The sequence below is a fragment of the Ruegeria atlantica genome, assembly GCF_013032005.1.
GTDB lineage: Bacteria > Pseudomonadota > Alphaproteobacteria > Rhodobacterales > Rhodobacteraceae > Ruegeria > Ruegeria atlantica_A.
Genome location: NZ_WQBE01000001.1, coordinates 59,380 through 73,997, shown reverse-complemented (window position 1 = coordinate 73,997; position 14,618 = coordinate 59,380). Strand labels below are relative to the sequence as shown.

General features: G+C 58.0%; 19 protein-coding genes and 1 tRNA gene. 8 read left to right on the top strand and 12 right to left on the bottom strand.

Annotation, left to right across the window (positions count from 1 at the left end; translation table 11 throughout):
• Positions 1–26: 26 nt before the first annotated feature.
• Positions 27–914 carry an ABC transporter permease gene (locus tag GOX21_RS00390; RefSeq protein ID WP_170349373.1) on the top strand — a complete coding sequence of 296 codons (888 nt, stop codon included), beginning with the start codon at positions 27–29 and terminating at the stop codon, positions 912–914.
• Complete coding sequence (locus GOX21_RS00385) at positions 911–1,717, top strand: ABC transporter permease (RefSeq protein WP_170374735.1); 807 nt, start codon at positions 911–913, stop codon at positions 1,715–1,717. Before GOX21_RS00390 ends, GOX21_RS00385 begins: the two co-directional genes overlap by 4 nt.
• A gap of 104 nt (positions 1,718–1,821) precedes the next feature.
• On the opposite strand, the gene GOX21_RS00380 is transcribed toward GOX21_RS00385, so the two are convergent.
• A tRNA-His gene (locus tag GOX21_RS00380) sits at positions 1,822–1,898 on the bottom strand.
• A 47-nt stretch (positions 1,899–1,945) separates the two neighbouring features.
• Complete coding sequence (locus GOX21_RS00375) at positions 1,946–2,428, bottom strand: GNAT family N-acetyltransferase (RefSeq protein WP_170374733.1); 483 nt, start codon at positions 2,426–2,428, stop codon at positions 1,946–1,948.
• 77 nt (positions 2,429–2,505) lie between these two features.
• Between GOX21_RS00375 and GOX21_RS00370 the strand changes: the two genes are divergently transcribed.
• Positions 2,506–2,694: a DUF6324 family protein gene (locus GOX21_RS00370; protein WP_170348270.1), complete on the top strand. Its 189-nt coding sequence runs from the start codon at positions 2,506–2,508 to the stop codon at positions 2,692–2,694.
• Between the two features lie 4 nt (positions 2,695–2,698).
• On the opposite strand, the gene GOX21_RS00365 is transcribed toward GOX21_RS00370, so the two are convergent.
• A complete protein-coding gene (locus tag GOX21_RS00365; protein ID WP_170348269.1) occupies positions 2,699–3,130 on the bottom strand; it encodes an MmcB family DNA repair protein in 432 nt (143 codons plus the stop codon).
• Positions 3,131–3,245: 115 nt separating this feature from the next.
• Between GOX21_RS00365 and GOX21_RS00360 the strand changes: the two genes are divergently transcribed.
• The gene (locus GOX21_RS00360; protein WP_170348268.1) at positions 3,246–3,566 is read left to right on the top strand and encodes an ArsR/SmtB family transcription factor; all 321 of its coding nucleotides are present in this window, start codon (positions 3,246–3,248) and stop codon (positions 3,564–3,566) included.
• Positions 3,563–3,988: an SRPBCC family protein gene (locus tag GOX21_RS00355; RefSeq protein ID WP_170374732.1), complete on the top strand. Its 426-nt coding sequence runs from the start codon at positions 3,563–3,565 to the stop codon at positions 3,986–3,988. The genes GOX21_RS00360 and GOX21_RS00355 overlap by 4 nt, the downstream gene beginning before the upstream one ends.
• A gap of 216 nt (positions 3,989–4,204) precedes the next feature.
• Here the strand turns inward: GOX21_RS00355 and GOX21_RS00350 are convergent, their stop codons facing one another.
• The 5 genes from GOX21_RS00350 to GOX21_RS00330 form a co-directional block, all read right to left on the bottom strand.
• A complete protein-coding gene (locus GOX21_RS00350) occupies positions 4,205–4,510 on the bottom strand; it encodes a hypothetical protein (RefSeq protein WP_170348266.1) in 306 nt (101 codons plus the stop codon).
• A 59-nt stretch (positions 4,511–4,569) separates the two neighbouring features.
• Positions 4,570–5,052 carry a transcription antitermination factor NusB gene (nusB, locus tag GOX21_RS00345; RefSeq protein ID WP_170348265.1) on the bottom strand — a complete coding sequence of 161 codons (483 nt, stop codon included), beginning with the start codon at positions 5,050–5,052 and terminating at the stop codon, positions 4,570–4,572.
• Positions 5,049–5,600, bottom strand: coding sequence for a 6,7-dimethyl-8-ribityllumazine synthase (locus GOX21_RS00340; RefSeq protein ID WP_170348264.1), 552 nt, complete (start codon positions 5,598–5,600; stop codon positions 5,049–5,051). The genes nusB and GOX21_RS00340 overlap by 4 nt, the downstream gene beginning before the upstream one ends.
• Positions 5,601–5,602: 2 nt before the next feature.
• Positions 5,603–6,724 carry a 3,4-dihydroxy-2-butanone-4-phosphate synthase gene (gene ribB, locus GOX21_RS00335; protein ID WP_170374729.1) on the bottom strand — a complete coding sequence of 374 codons (1,122 nt, stop codon included), beginning with the start codon at positions 6,722–6,724 and terminating at the stop codon, positions 5,603–5,605.
• A gap of 102 nt (positions 6,725–6,826) precedes the next feature.
• A complete protein-coding gene (locus GOX21_RS00330) occupies positions 6,827–7,414 on the bottom strand; it encodes a riboflavin synthase (protein WP_170374727.1) in 588 nt (195 codons plus the stop codon).
• Positions 7,415–7,552: 138 nt separating this feature from the next.
• Between GOX21_RS00330 and GOX21_RS00325 the strand changes: the two genes are divergently transcribed.
• From GOX21_RS00325 to GOX21_RS00315, 3 genes are all read left to right on the top strand, one after another.
• Positions 7,553–8,851 carry a capsule biosynthesis protein gene (locus tag GOX21_RS00325; RefSeq protein ID WP_170374725.1) on the top strand — a complete coding sequence of 433 codons (1,299 nt, stop codon included), beginning with the start codon at positions 7,553–7,555 and terminating at the stop codon, positions 8,849–8,851.
• A gap of 134 nt (positions 8,852–8,985) precedes the next feature.
• On the top strand, positions 8,986–10,074 hold the full coding sequence (locus GOX21_RS00320) for a polysaccharide biosynthesis/export family protein (protein WP_368039971.1): 1,089 nt from the start codon (positions 8,986–8,988) through the stop codon (positions 10,072–10,074).
• Positions 10,074–12,074, top strand: a complete 2,001-nt coding sequence (locus GOX21_RS00315; protein ID WP_170374723.1) for a capsular polysaccharide biosynthesis protein — start codon at positions 10,074–10,076, stop codon at positions 12,072–12,074. Before GOX21_RS00320 ends, GOX21_RS00315 begins: the two co-directional genes overlap by 1 nt.
• On the opposite strand, the gene ribD is transcribed toward GOX21_RS00315, so the two are convergent.
• The 4 genes from ribD to GOX21_RS00295 form a co-directional block, all read right to left on the bottom strand.
• Complete coding sequence (ribD, locus tag GOX21_RS00310) at positions 12,071–13,171, bottom strand: bifunctional diaminohydroxyphosphoribosylaminopyrimidine deaminase/5-amino-6-(5-phosphoribosylamino)uracil reductase RibD (protein ID WP_170374721.1); 1,101 nt, start codon at positions 13,169–13,171, stop codon at positions 12,071–12,073. The two genes, GOX21_RS00315 and ribD, sit on opposite strands and share 4 nt — an antisense overlap.
• Positions 13,168–13,638: a transcriptional regulator NrdR gene (nrdR, locus tag GOX21_RS00305; protein ID WP_005983889.1), complete on the bottom strand. Its 471-nt coding sequence runs from the start codon at positions 13,636–13,638 to the stop codon at positions 13,168–13,170. Before nrdR ends, ribD begins: the two co-directional genes overlap by 4 nt.
• 121 nt (positions 13,639–13,759) lie before the next feature.
• Entirely contained in the window at positions 13,760–14,173 is a 414-nt protein-coding gene (locus GOX21_RS00300; protein WP_170357802.1) for a secondary thiamine-phosphate synthase enzyme YjbQ, read from the bottom strand.
• An 18-nt stretch (positions 14,174–14,191) separates the two neighbouring features.
• Positions 14,192–14,593 (bottom strand): hypothetical protein, encoded by a 402-nt coding sequence (locus GOX21_RS00295; RefSeq protein ID WP_170348256.1) that lies wholly within the window; start codon positions 14,591–14,593, stop codon positions 14,192–14,194.
• Positions 14,594–14,618 lie beyond the last annotated feature (25 nt).

Genomic DNA, 14,618 nt, shown 5'->3' with positions numbered 1-14,618 from the left:
GCCCTTGCCAGTCAAAGAGGCCCGCCATTTTCTCGTTCTGCACTGATCCCGAAACACTCGGCACGTTCCGCTGGTTCTCGTGTTATCTGACCAACGGTGTGCATTGGGTGTTCTACCTGTCCTTCTTCAAGGTCTTGCTGTTGCTGGCCATTACGGCGCCGGTCGCGCTGGGTTTTGGGTTTTTGGGCGCTATGGCGGCTCGGTCGCATTTCTTGCCGCTCAGCCTGCTGGGCAAAGGTTATATCGCCGTCGTGCGCGGTGTGCCGGATATTGCCTTCTTCATGTTCTTCGTGATCGCACTGGATCAGGCGTTCGAATGGACTCGTCATCAAATATTGTGCCCGGAATGGACTGATCCGATCCGACAAGGCAATGACTTTATCGTCTGTCAGGCCGCCAAGCTGCCGCTTGGCACTGCCCCCGAATGGGTACACGAAACTTACGGCTTCTTTCTGGCCGTCATCACATTCTCAATCGTTTTCGGCGCCTTTGCCGCCAACGTACTATTTGGCGGTATGCGCGCTGTCCCACGTGCTCAGTTGGAAACGGCCGAGGCCTATGGCATGACCCGCCGCCAGACTTTTTGGCGTATTCTCGTGCCGCAGATGTGGGTATACGCCCTGCCCGGCCTGTCAAACCTATGGATGGTGCTGATCAAGGCTACACCGCTGCTGTTCCTGCTGGGCATCGAAGATATCGTCTATTGGGCGCGCGAGCTGGGTGGGTACAAGAACCCGAAATTCACCCAATACCCGCATGGCGACTGGCGCATGTGGTACTTCCTAGCCCTGCTGGTGTTCTATCTTGGCATGACCCGAGTCTCGGAAATCGGTCTTGAACGGCTGATGCGCCGCCTGTCCCACGGTCAGGCGACCTCGGGCGGAGAGCTGCTGCGCAAGGAGACCACCGCATGAGCTGCTTGCAAACGATCCAGGATTACGGCCTGCGCTCGATCGGGATAGGCGAACGTTTGTTGCCACGAAACGATTTCACCCTGTGCGAACAGTTTACCCTGATCGGCTCGGGCATGATCTGGAACATCTATTTCGGGATCATGGCGCTGGTGACCGGGTACTTTCTGGCCACCGCGCTTGCCATGGGCAAGGCTTCCACGAATAAGTGGCTGCGCAAACCGGCAGAGTGGTTCATCTTCTTGTTCCGAGGCTCACCGCTGTTTATCCAGTTCTTCTTCGCCTATTTCTTTTTCCTGTCGCTGAAGCAGAGCTATCCGTTCCTCGACGCGCTCACCTCGGCCTGGCTTGGCGCGCTGATCGTGCTGTTCTTCAACACCGCCGCTTATTCCGGCGAGATCTTCTATGGCGCGCTGCGGTCGATCCCCAAGGGTGATATCGAGGCTGCTGATGCCTATGGCATGACAGGCTGGGCACGGTTCCGCCGCATCGTGTGGCCAACCATGCTGCGGCTGGCCTGGCCTGCCTATACGAACGAGGCGATCTTCCTCTTTCATGCCACTACGCTGGTGTTCTTCTCGGCCTTCCCGGTCTGGCAGCAACGTGGCGATGCACTGTACTACGCGGGCTATTTTGCGGACAAAACATTTAACCCGTTCATCCCCTACCCGATTCTGGCCTTCTACTTTATCCTGCTGACCCTCGTGGTCATCTGGAGCTTTGGTCGCGTGAATAAGCACTTGAACCGACATTTGCCCGCAGAAAAGCGGAGCAAAATGAAGCTGAAACTGAACCTGGCGCGCTAATCACAGGCGCGCCAGCCGTCAAAACTGCCAACAACTACAGCAAAAACAGTCACTGCTCCAAGCAGCACATTTTGCACGTTTTTTTCAGACTATATTGAGGGAGATGGTACCGCCTCCCTGGCTTGAACAGGGGACCTCTGGATCCACAATCCAGCGCTCTAACCAACTGAGCTAAGGCGGCACTCGTGAGGGGCGATGTACCGAACGCGTCCAAGGAATGCAAGGGGATTAAAGCCGAATTTTCCAGCTTTGTTCGACAAGATCGACACCAAAGGAGTGCACTGGCTTACTGTCCAGCAACTGCCATCCATTCGCACGATACAGCGTACAGGCCGCCCTGTGGCTTTCGTGGGTCCAAAGCCGCATTTCCGCGTACCCTGCACCACGCGCATAGCCCATGCATGTGTCCAGCATGCGCTTTCCCAACCCCCTCCCCCGTGCTTCGGGCAGCAACAGAAAGAGCCGTAGTTTTGCAGTTTGCTCGTCCAATGCGACGCAGAATATGCTGCCAAGTCTGTGGCCGTCGCTTTCCGCTATCCAGCCGCGTTCATACGTCGGATCATGGCTGGCTACAAAATCCTCCAGAATGCTCTGCACCAAAGCGCCGAACGAGGAATCAAACCCCTCGTCGCGCGCATAATACCGGCCATGCTGCTCTACTAGCCAGGCTGCATCAGTGGCGCGAAAGGGTCTGATCTGAATATTCTCCATACCTCATCAGACCGCAAAGGCAGCTTGATTCTCAACCCTTTGCGCGTTAGCACGAACGCCTAGTCCCGGAGGCGAACATGGGCATCAATACCGAACGCGACATTCAGGCAAACCTGCAGATCGGGCCCACTGATCACGGCATGGTGCGGCTATTCATCGAGGCAGACAACATCGAAATCCCAATGGATTTCGATCCCGAAGAGGCCGAGGAAATCGCGGATGAAATTCGCGCTGCTGCTCAGGCCGCCCGCGCTGTCCAAAGCTAATCGCTTAAATCCTGGGATCACGTAGCGCTTGCAACCTGCGCGCCGCGTCCGTTGCGAATTTCTGGATCATCTTCTTGCGCCGCGCCGGTGCAACCTTGTCTTCCGGCGCCATGCGCACAATCTCGGCGTCATAAGCGTCGGCGATGATCAGACCGGTTTCCGCAGGAAGCAGATCGGTTGGAAAGTCGATATCGACGGCCCAGAAGAATCGATCACACCACTCCAGATAGCCCTGCCATTTGGAATCGGACTGATAATCCGCCCGGCTGGATTTACATTCGATCACCCAAAGCTCGCCCTTAGGGCCCAGCCCCATAACATCGACGCGCAGTCCACGCATCGGCACGAATTCTTCAACTGAAACAAAACCATGCGCCGACAAATGGCGGGCCACGCCGCGGGCCAGCTTTTGTCCGGGTTGCAGATCGAGTGTCATTTTAGAAATGTGAACAATTCGTGAACAAAAATCAAGAACCACTTCAGGCTTGACACAATACCATTTGGTACTGCATTTAATATGATACCAAAAGGTATTACGAATGGTGAAGCACATGCAGCCTCAAACCCAAAACGCATTTCGTGCGCTGGCCGACCCTACCCGCAGGGACATCGTTCAGATGCTCGCCGCGCAGGACATGACCATCGCTCAATTGACCGAACGGTTCGACATGACCCGCGCCGCTGTCAAAAAGCACCTGACTGTCTTGTCGGATGGCGGTCTGATCTCGGTCGAGACACGCGGGCGGGAACGTATCAACCGACTGGAACCAATGGGGATGGCCCCTGTTCTCGACTGGTTCAGCTACTTCGACCAGTTCTGGGACGACCGCCTGAACAAACTGAAAGAAGCCATTGAAAGGAAAGACACATGACACATACCGTTCTGCAAAAAACGATCTTTCTACGGGCCGAGCCCGCAACCGTCTGGGCCTATTTGACGGACCCGGACCGTCTGGCCGAATGGTTTCACAAACCCGAACGCCCGCTGGCCGCCGGACAAAAGCTTGAGATGTTCGGAACAACCAGTGGTGATCTGTTGATCTGGGGAGAAGTGCGCGTTGCACGCCCACCGGAATACCTGGAATACACATTCACCGTCAAACCCATGGGGGACGCCGTCAGCGTGGTGAAATGGACGCTCGAACCCGTTTCGGGCGGTACACGGCTTGCGTTGCAACACGAAGGGCTGCCTCAGAGTGCCGAAGCCTTTGGTCTGATCCTGTCGCTCGATAGCGGCTGGGATGAGCATTTTGCCAAAATGCGCACCGCCCTGCACGAAACAGTCGATGCCTGACCCCTTGTGCAAACCCGCCGCAACCCCTACTTAGGCGCGTGGCGGGTTCTGCCCTTCTTGTGATAGGTAGCATTCTGGTGGCCTTAAGCAATTCCGAGGGGGCTGGCTCTGTTCAGGTCCTGGCCTGATTACCTGGCGCCCACCTGTACATACAGGTCCTCGGGAATCACACCGCACGGTTGACTGGCGGTCCCGCCACATTTTTCTGAAGCAAAATTACTTCGGCGCAGGCGCGTTCTGTTGAACTGCAACAGGTTCAAAGCTGTGTACGACGGGTGAGCCACGACGCGGACCACCCGGTTTCTCTGCCAAGCTCATGATGGAATAGGCAAATTGAACACCTGCGAAGACAATGCCGTTCATGAACCAGATCATGAACAGCGCTATCAGACCGATATCCGATCCGCTGATCAAACCGCGCAAATTGGCCACGTTAAGCGCCAACAGCACCCCGACAAAGATGGCCGAGATGACAAATCCCCAGATAACCTGAGTGATGTACAATCGGATCAGTTTGGGCATGGCGGACCTCATTGCGCTTGTACAGTTAGTTTAGCGCGTGTCGGACCATGGTAAAGGCGTCAGAACGCCTCGGGCTGGGCCTCGCGCGCCATGTGATCCAGTACGGCGTTGACGAATTTTGGCTCTTTGCCTTCCGGGAAAAAGGCACGAGCTACATCGACGAACTCGGTAATGACGACTTTGGGCGGAGTGTCGCCCTGAGTCAGCTCCGCCCCGGCGGCACGGAACGTGGCGCGCAAAGTCGGGTCGATGCGCGCAATGGGCCATTTGGCGACCAACGCGCGGTCGGTCATCTGGTCAATGGGCGCCTGATAGTTCACGGCGTCCTCGACCAGTTTGCGGAACACGCGGATATCGCCGTCCAACATCTCTTCGCCCTCATAGACAGCACCGAAACGGTGATCCAGAAACTCATTCACAACCTGTTCGGTCGTCTGACCCGACTGCTCCATCTGGAACAGAGCCTGCACGGCATAAAGCCGGGCGGCGGATTTCATCAGGCGTTTCTGGTTGGCCGGTTTCGGCGCATCTGTCTGGGTCATGCTGTCGTGGGTCCGTTGCTGTCGCCCGCCACAAGGATGGACTCGGACGGGGGCTTGAAGCCAACGCCCTTTTGTGAGGCGCCCCACTTACGGCTGAGCGCGATCAGATGCAAGGCCGCAGCGGCAGCCCCTCCACCTTTATTCATCTTTTCTGGATTTGCGCGGACTTCGGCCTGATCGTCATTTTCCACTGTCAGAATACCATTGCCGATGAGCAGACCTTGCAAACCCATCAGTTGGATGGCGCGACTGGAGTCATTGCACACCGTTTCATAATGCGTGGTCTCGCCACGAATGACGCAGCCCAGCGCGACGTAACCGTCGAAATTACACTGACGGTCCGCCATAGCGATGGCGGTCGGGATTTCCAACGCGCCGGGTACTTCGACCACGTCACAAGTACCACCAGCCGCTTCGATCTCGGCTTTTGCACCGGCTACCAGATTGTCGGCGATGGCGCGATAAAACGGGGCGACCACTATCAGCAGTTTCGCAGGTTTGTCGAAGGTTGGTGTCGGCAGAACGCCGTGTTTGTCTTGTTCAGCCACGATCAGTCATCCTTAAGGATTGAGCGGGTGCCGACGATGGACAGGCCAAAAGCGTCGAGCCCCAGATATACGGTTTCCGGCGAATCTGTCAGCAGTACCAACTCCTGGATACCCATCTTGGACAGGATCTGCGCGCCCAGGCCGGTTTGCTTGATGGTGCGCGGGCCTTCGTCCTCGACCGCGTAAAGCGAGTTGCGCGGCTGACGGAACAGGCACACCACGCCGCGGCCCTCTTCGGCGATCTTTTCCATTGCCCGCGGCAGTTCGCGAGAGGATTTCGGGCCCAGACCCAGAATATCGGGTGCTTCGTGCAGGGCATGTGTGCGGGTCAGCACCGGGTCGGGTGTGGTGATGTCACCTTTGATCATGACGACATGTTCGATGCCGTGGGTCTGATCGGTGAAAATACGCAGCTCCCACTCTCCGCCATATTCCGAGGTAACAGTCTCGCGCGATGTTTCGACCACCAGATTGTCATTGCGAGACCGATACGCAATCAGGTCGCTGATCGTGCCGATCTTCATTTCATGTTCTTTGGCGAATTCGACCAGATCAGGCAGACGCGCCATGGTGCCGTCAGTCTTCATGATCTCACAGATCACGCCCGAAGGGTTCAGCCCAGCCAGACGCGAGATATCCACGGCGGCCTCGGTGTGGCCCGCACGGACCAGCACCCCGCCGCGCTTGGCGCGCAGGGGAAAGATGTGGCCGGGGGTGGCGATATGCGCCATCGTGTTCTGTTCGTTAATCGCAGTGGCGACCGTCAATGCCCTGTCAGCGGCGGAAATGCCGGTCGACACGCCCTCACGCGCTTCAATCGAAACGGTGAATGCAGTTTCGTGTCGGGATGAGTTGTTCACCGCCATCATCGGCAGTTCAAGGGCGTCCACCCGTTCGGCCGTCATCGGCAGGCAGATCAGCCCGCGCCCATGTGTGGCCATAAAGTTGATCGCGTCGGCATCGGCAAACTCGGCGGGGATCACCAGATCGCCTTCGTTTTCACGATCCTCGTGGTCGACCAGAATATACATCCGGCCCTTGCGCGCCTCGTCGATGATGTCTTCGATCGGGCTGATCGCGTCGCGCAGCTGGGCTTCGACGGGTCCTGGGGTTTCAAAGCTCATGAGGCAGCCTTTCACAGAGCATGTTTGACCCGGTGGATAGACTACCAGACGGTCAAAGGCCAGAGCACTTGCGGCACCAGTCAATCCCGGCGCGACGTAGTTTCAGGACATTTCGGCCAGGCGCGCGACGTAGCGGGCCAGTGTGTCGATCTCAAGGTTCACCTTGTCACCAACCCCTACATCACCCCAGGTTGTGACTTCCTTGGTGTGGGGGATGAAATTGATGCCGAAATCACAATCATCCACATCGTTGACGGTCAGCGAGGTTCCGTTCAATGCAACCGAACCTTTTGGCGCGATAAACCGGGCCAGTTCTTTGGGGGCACGCAGGGTGACGCGCGTGCTGTCGCCGTCGTCCTGCACGGCGACCACCTCGGCCACACCGTCCACGTGACCTGAAACGATATGACCGCCCAGCTCATCCCCGACTTTCAGGGCGCGTTCCAGATTGACGCGCTTACCGACCTGCCAACTGTCCAGATTGGTTTTCGAAACCGTCTCAGCGCTGATCTGCACGTCATACCAATCATCGCCCAGCGCGATCACGGTCAGGCACACGCCATCACTGGCGATCGAGGCGCCGATATCAATTCCCGCCGTGTCGTAATCCGTTTTGATCCGGGCCCGCAGATCGCCCTGCTGATCCAGCTCGGTGACGGTGCCGATATCGGTGACGATCCCTGTAAACATTCTGCTAACCCTCAGCTCTTAACCTGATCCAGTGTTCCAAGCCGAGGTAAGCGCAAGCGGCGTGACGGGCAAGCCCCACCTTGCCGGGAAAGGTCGAAACAGGCATAATTTCCTGAACAAAAGGCAAGAGCAGTAGTGATGTCACCCGACGCCAAAGGCCTGAACCGCCGTGTTTTCCTGTTTTTGCAGGGACCGCATGGCCCGTTTTTCAACGGGCTCGGGCGTATGCTGCGCTCTACGGGGGCCGAGGTTTGGCGCGTGGGGTTCAACGCCGGGGATCAGGCGTTCTGGTTTGACAAGGCCTCGTACATCCCATTTCTCGACACGCCCGAGCTTTGGCCGGACAGGTTGTCTGAGTTGATCGCAGATCGCGAAATCACGGATATCGTCCTGTACGGCGACACGCGCCCAATTCACGCCAGCGCCGTTAAGATTGCCCAAGCCAACGGCGTCACGGTTCACGTGTTTGAGGAAGGTTACCTACGCCCCTGGTGGGTAACGTATGAGCGGTTCGGCTCAAACGGAAACTCACGCCTGATGTCTTTGGGCGTCGATCAGATGCGACATGCACTGAATCAGTCGACAGCGCAGACACCACCGCCACCTTCGCATTGGGGGGATATGCGGCAGCACATCTTTTATGGGGCGCTCTATCATTGGTTTGTATTGTTTCGGAACCGACGTTATCGAAACTTCCGGCGGCATCGCGACCTACCTGTATCAAAGGAATTTAGCTTGTATTTCAAGCGGCTGGCACTGATGCCGTTTCACCGGCTTCAGCGCCGCTGGGCCACAGCGCGCGTTCTGGGGAGCAGTCACCCTTACCATCTGGCGCTGCTGCAACTGGGGCATGACAGCTCGGTTCAATCCCATTCGGACTATTCCTGCATGTCCGACTTTCTTGCGGATGTAATCCGTGGTTTTGCCAACGGCGCGCCCGCGCATCATCGGTTGGTGGTGAAAGAACATCCGCTGGAAAACCACCGCGAACCACTACGCCACCGTGTGTATGCGCTGGCTCAAGCGCATGGAATTGCGGATCGCGTGCATTATGTGCCCGGCGGCAAGCTCGCCAAGCTTCTGGATGGTGCGAGTTCTGCCGTGACGATCAATTCTACTGCCGGGCAGCAGGTTTTGTGGCGTGGCATCCCGCTGCGCATCTTTGGCAAATCGGTCTATGACAAACCCGAATTCGTATCGCGCCAACCATTGGCGGCGTTCTTTGCGGACCCGATGCCCCCGGATCAGGATGCCTATCAGACCTATCGCCGGTTTTTGTTGAAAACGAGTCAGGTGCCCGGAGGATTCTATTCCCGCCGGGGCCGCAGGCAGCTTTTGCGAGGCGTGGCGGATATGATGCTGAACGTCGCAGACCCCTATCAATCCGTCCTGTCCCACAAAGAGGCGCAGACGCCACAGTTAAAGCTTGTTGAGTAAAACTGGCCGGTTGGCGCTAGAAGTTATCGCGCGAACCGGGTAGCCTGCGCCCAACAAAAGACCATAACAAAAACGACCGAGGATTACCGGCAGTGCAGCGCTTTCCAATCCGATGGATACGGGGGATATCCCTTGTGACCGCAATTGGCCTGTTGGCCGGGTGTCAACTTCCGAAATCAGGGCCCAACAAGTCCGAAATTTTGGCGGGCTCCACGGAAAAAGGCGGCAATGCTTTTGTGGTCGAAGTTGATGACCGCGTCGCAAAGGCCACTTCGGCCATCCCTCAATACGGGTTTTCGTCCTCTTTTCGCAGTGCGCAACGCCTAGCGGCAGACACTGTTCGCCCCGGTGACGTCCTTGGCTTGACGGTTTGGGAAAACGTCGATGACGGCTTGTTGTCCGGTGAAATAAGCTCCTCCACTATCCTAGAACAGATACAGGTCGACAGCGACGGTTTTATCTTTGTGCCGTATGCCGGACGCATCCGAGCCTCGGGCAACACGCCCGAGCAACTGCGCCAACTGATCACCAGCGAACTGCAGGAACAAACACCTGATCCGCAAGTCGAAGTGCGCCGTGTCGCAGGGGATGGCGCAACCGTTTCGCTTAGCGGGGAAATCGGGGCAGCGGGCATTTATCCAATAGAGCGGCCAAGCCGTACCCTGTCCGGAATGCTGTCGCGGGCCGGCGGCGTTGCCGTAGGTTCGGACATCGCGCTGGTGACGCTGATCCGCGGAAATGACCGCGGGACGGTCTGGTATGACGATCTGGTGCGTAATCCCCAGTTGGACGTCGCGCTGCGCGGCGGAGACCGCATTCTCGTCGAAGCTGACAGCCGTTCCTACATCGCGCTTGGGGCCACCGGGCAGTCGCGCGTGGCATTCGACACACAAGACCTTTCGGCGCTTGAAGCTCTGGCGCAAGTGGGCGGCTTGCAATCCCTGTCCTCGGACCCGACCGGTATTTTCGTACTACGTAAGGAACGGCAGGACATCGCGCGCAACGTCATGGGGCGCCAGGATCTGCAGGGTGATCAGCGTATGATCTATCTGTTGAACCTGACCGCGCCCAACGGATTGTTCGTCGCTAGGGACTTCGTCATCCGTGACGACGACACGATCTATGTGACCGAAGCCCCGTATGCACAGTGGAGCAAATCGATCTCTCTGATCGCCGGTGGCCTGACACCGGTTGCAAACGTCGCCACGCTGACGGGCGGCTGATGCAACTTGACCCAACAGCCGGGGCACAACGGACCCGGTTGCTTGTCTATAACGGTGGTTTCCTGACCCAACGCCGCATACGGCGCATCCTACACTTCAATGGTTACGACATCCGGCTGGGTCTTCCCCGCGACGGAGACGTAGTGGGGGTTTGGGGCAACAGCCCAACTGCGCATCGCGGCTTTAGCATCGCGACCCGACACAACGCACCGATTCTGCGTGTCGAAGACGCCTTTTTGCGCTCGTTACATCCTGGGCGGACGGGTGAGCCGCCGCTGGGTCTGTTGCTTGATCGGTCGGGCGTTCATTTCGATCCTGCGCAGCCTTCGGATCTTGAAACCCTTCTGGCCACGCATCCGCTGGACGATACCGCCCTGCTGAACCGGGCCCGATATGGGACCGAAAGGATGCGCGAATTGCACCTCAGCAAGTATTCTGCCGTCGATCCCACCCTGCCCCCACCTGAACCGGGTTACGTTCTAGTGGTCGATCAGGCGCGAGATGATGCCTCGGTCACGGCCAGCGCGGGTGATGACGCACGCTTCCGCGAGATGCTGGTCATGGCACAAGAGGAAAACCCAGGTGCCCGTGTCCTGATCAAGACACATCCCGAAACCGCTGCCGGACATCGCAGCGGGTATTACTCGGATCAAGATATGACCGACCGGGTTTCGTTTGTAACCGAGCCCATCAGCCCATGGACTCTGCTAGAGGGTGCGGTCGGCGTCTACACCCTGTCATCGCAGTTGGGCTTTGAGGCTATAATGGCTGGCCACAAGCCGCGTGTCTTTGGCCAGCCCTTCTATGCCGGATGGGGGCTGACACAGGATGAGGTCTATTTCCCTCGCCGCCAGCGCAACCTGACCCGGGCACAGTTATTTGCCGCAGCAATGATCCTCTATCCTACATGGTACGACCCATACCGGGATCAGCTGTGCGAGTTGGAAACTGTGCTGGACACGCTCGAGGCGCAAACGAGGGCGTGGCGTCAGGATCATAAGGGGTGGACAGCCTCCGGCATGCGGCTGTGGAAGCGCAAACACCTGCAAGAGATGTTCGGTCGCGAAAAGAAGATTCGCTTCACTCCGACCCCGCCCGATACACCCGACTGCCCGCATATGGTTTGGGCCAACCACGCCCGCGATGCAGAAGACGCGATCAGGATCGAGGACGGTTTTCTGAGGTCCCGCGGGCTTGGCGCCAATCTGGTGCCGCCCCTGTCTTTGGCAACGGACGATCTGGGCATCTACTACGACCCGACACATCCAAGCCGGTTGGAGGAATTGATCACCGCACGTGAAACCCTGCGCCCGGATCAGGAATTGCGAGCCGAACGGTTGGTGGCGCAGATCGTTTCGGGCCAACTCAGCAAATACAATACCGGCGGAGCGCCCCCGGAACTGCCCGAAGGGCATCGCATTCTGGTTCCGGGTCAGGTCGAGGATGATGCCTCAATCCTGCTTGGCACTACGACTGTCCGCACAAACACCGACTTGCTGAGGGCCGCGCGTGAGGCGAACCCAAATGCGATCCTGATCTATAAGCCGCATCCTGATGTCGAGGCCGGACTGCGCGAAGGGTCGATTGGCGACGAAAGTCTCGCCGACGTGATCGCCACAGACACTGATCCAGCCGCGCTGCTTGCACAAACACAAGAAGTCTGGACGATGACCTCTTTGCTTGGATTCGAGGCCCTGTTGCGCGGGATCCGAGTGACCACGGTTGGGGCCCCGTTTTATGCTGGGTGGGGGTTGACGAACGATCTGGGAACGGTACCGGCACGACGTGGCGCAAGACCGTCCATCTTGGGTTTGGTTCATGCCGCGTTGATCGATTATCCACGATACAATGATCCGCTTACCAGTTTGCCCTGCCCTGTCGAAGTCGCGTTGCTACGCCTGACAGAGGGCAATGAACGAAAGAGCAGTATATCTCTGCGCTTGTTATCGAAACTGCAAGGCGCGCTTGCCACGCACGCTCGCCTATGGCGTCGCCGCTAACGCAGCGCCCTCGCCCAGCGATGCAAAACATCCGGCCCAATGGCGCGGGTTTCGATCAGGTCAAACCGGGGGGCCGCGTCCAACTTGTCCAGCCCCATTGACCCAATGGCGGGCAAGCCTTCGGCACCAATTGTCAGCCCCGCGCTAAAGCCCACCAGCTCATCCACCAGATCATCGGCCAGCAAGGACGCCGCAAGCGCCGACCCACCTTCGCAGAAAACGCGCGTCAACCCAGCCTGCCCAAGTTGTTGTAACAGGTCAGCGGCATCTATGTGATGTTCCTGCAGCGCACAGGGGATCAGACGTGCGCCCAGCCCCTCCCACGCGCGGGCCCGATCGGCATCAGGGGACGGACCATGGCATAACCAAACCGGTATCTCAGCAGCCGTACGTGCCAATTGGCCCATCAGCGGAATATCCATGTGGCGTGACACTATCACTCGCACTGGCTGCGCCTCGACCCCCAGATCGCGAACAGTCAGAGACGGATCATCAGCCCTCGCTGTCCCTGCTCCGACTATCACCGCATCATGACGCGCACGCATCGCGTGGACCGCTCGCCGCGCTTTCGGTCCCGTAATCCACTTGCTGTGACCGGTCGATGTGGCAATGCGCCCGTCAAAACTGCTGGCCAGTTTGAGCGTCACAAACGGGCGCCCCTGTTCTGTCTTCAGGAAGAACCCCGCATGGTCGCGCGCAGCTTGTTCAGCCAAAACACCGGTGGTGACCTCAATCCCAGCCTCGCGCAGCATGGCGAACCCCTGTCCTGCCACGCGCGGATCGCTGTCCTCAATGGCGGAAACCACCCGCGACACACCTGCCTTGATCAGCGCCTCGGCGCATGGCGGTGTTTGACCGTGATGAGAACAAGGTTCCAGTGAGACATACGCAGTTGCGCCTCGCGCGGCCTCGCCCGCTTGGGCCAACGCTTGGGTTTCACCATGCGGTCGACCACCGGGTTGGGTCCAGCCACGCCCGACGATCCGACCGTCGCGCACGATAACACACCCTACCGCAGGATTGGGCCAACACGTGCCCTGACCGCGCTGCCCCAATGACAAGGCCAGCGCCATATATCGCTTATCTGTTTCGCTCACTCGTCCGTCGAAGGCTGCGGCGGGCGCAGTTCGTGGACAAACTCCTCGAAGTCATCGGCCGCCTGGAAATTCTTGTATACACTCGCAAAGCGAACATAAGCCACGGTGTCGATCCGCGCCAGAGCTTCCATAACGATCTCACCGATCTTGCTGGACGGGATATCGGTTTCACCCATGCTTTCCAGACGGCGGACAATGCCCGAAATCATCTGGTCGATCCGGTCAGGATCAATGGGGCGTTTCTGCATCGAAATGCGGATCGAACGTTCCAGCTTATCCCGGTCGAAATCCTCTCGTTTTCCGTTGGTTTTGATCACCACCAGATCGCGCAGTTGTACACGTTCATATGTGGTAAAACGCCCCCCACAAGCGGGACAAAACCGACGTCTGCGGATCGCGACGTGATCCTCTGCCGGGCGTGAATCTTTGACCTGAGTGTCGATATTACCGCAAAACGGGCAGCGCATTCGCCCTCTCCTCGTCCCTTGTTCCGCTTCTTATTGTAAGCGCAGTGGCTTAGTTATCCACAACTATAGGGCAGCCGCTAGGATTTGGGTAGTCGGAAATTTTAACCGCTAGATCATGAATCTACGCGAAGTGCGCCGCAACCTTTCGGTGATGCGGCGCAGTGCGGTGCTCGAACAGATAGATACCCTGCCAAGTGCCCAGAACGGGTTGACCCGACACCACAGGAATCGACAAGGAAACCGGCAAAAGCGCGGCTTTGATATGGGCTGGCATATCATCGGGACCTTCATAGGTGTGCCGCAGATACGCCATCGACGGGTGATCCGACGGCGGCACCAGCCGATCGAAGAACGCACGCAAATCCGCCTGCACTTCGGGGTCCGCGTTTTCCTGAATGAGCAGCGAACAAGAGGTGTGCCGCACGAACAGTGTCAGCAACCCATCCCCCCCGACTGAGTTCAGCCAGTCACGCACATCCGGAGTGAACTCATAAAGTCCGGGACCCCGCGCTGAAATTAAAAACTCGGTCTTCATTAGGTGGACAGGCCTGTATTAGTCAAAGATTGGCCGAGCAGTACACCGGCCATTGGCGGCCGAAACTGACATACTGAAACCCGGCTGAAACCCCGCCGAGAAAACACCACTGCTTTGCTGCTGAACGGTCTCCGGTGCCGTAAGCGAAAACTGCACGGCTGTTCTGCGCCCCGTGGCCTCGCTTGGACCATAACCACGCTTGACGTAAATCCGCTGTTGCCAACTGGCGCCCAGTGTTCTGCGGGCAAAATCTGAGGCGGCACACCAATACCCGTCTATATCGGTCCGTCCGCGCGGGATCACCTCAAAGACTGTGTTGCTAAGCGCTACGGTCTGATAGCCAAACCGAGCGAACGTCGCCGACGCCGGCGTGGTCAACACCAACGCCGCGAATACCGCGTAAGTCATAACCTTTTTCATAATCACACTCTTTCCTGTTTCGAGG

Bases quoted from the DNA above. Each gene is read 5' to 3' on its own strand.
- GOX21_RS00385 (WP_170374735.1), top strand. From the start codon at position 911: ATGAGCTGCTTGCAAACGATCCAGGATTACGGCCTGCGCTCGATCGGG.
- GOX21_RS00375 (WP_170374733.1), bottom strand. From the start codon at position 2,428: ATGGAGAATATTCAGATCAGACCCTTTCGCGCCACTGATGCAGCCTGG.
- GOX21_RS00370 (WP_170348270.1), top strand. From the start codon at position 2,506: ATGGGCATCAATACCGAACGCGACATTCAGGCAAACCTGCAGATCGGG.
- GOX21_RS00365 (WP_170348269.1), bottom strand. From the start codon at position 3,130: ATGACACTCGATCTGCAACCCGGACAAAAGCTGGCCCGCGGCGTGGCC.
- GOX21_RS00360 (WP_170348268.1), top strand. From the start codon at position 3,246: ATGCAGCCTCAAACCCAAAACGCATTTCGTGCGCTGGCCGACCCTACC.
- GOX21_RS00355 (WP_170374732.1), top strand. From the start codon at position 3,563: ATGACACATACCGTTCTGCAAAAAACGATCTTTCTACGGGCCGAGCCC.
- GOX21_RS00350 (WP_170348266.1), bottom strand. From the start codon at position 4,510: ATGCCCAAACTGATCCGATTGTACATCACTCAGGTTATCTGGGGATTT.
- nusB (WP_170348265.1), bottom strand. From the start codon at position 5,052: ATGACCCAGACAGATGCGCCGAAACCGGCCAACCAGAAACGCCTGATG.
- ribB (WP_170374729.1), bottom strand. From the start codon at position 6,724: ATGAGCTTTGAAACCCCAGGACCCGTCGAAGCCCAGCTGCGCGACGCG.
- GOX21_RS00330 (WP_170374727.1), bottom strand. From the start codon at position 7,414: ATGTTTACAGGGATCGTCACCGATATCGGCACCGTCACCGAGCTGGAT.
- GOX21_RS00325 (WP_170374725.1), top strand. From the start codon at position 7,553: ATGTCACCCGACGCCAAAGGCCTGAACCGCCGTGTTTTCCTGTTTTTG.
- GOX21_RS00315 (WP_170374723.1), top strand. From the start codon at position 10,074: ATGCAACTTGACCCAACAGCCGGGGCACAACGGACCCGGTTGCTTGTC.
- nrdR (WP_005983889.1), bottom strand. From the start codon at position 13,638: ATGCGCTGCCCGTTTTGCGGTAATATCGACACTCAGGTCAAAGATTCA.
- GOX21_RS00300 (WP_170357802.1), bottom strand. From the start codon at position 14,173: ATGAAGACCGAGTTTTTAATTTCAGCGCGGGGTCCCGGACTTTATGAG.
- GOX21_RS00295 (WP_170348256.1), bottom strand. From the start codon at position 14,593: ATGAAAAAGGTTATGACTTACGCGGTATTCGCGGCGTTGGTGTTGACC.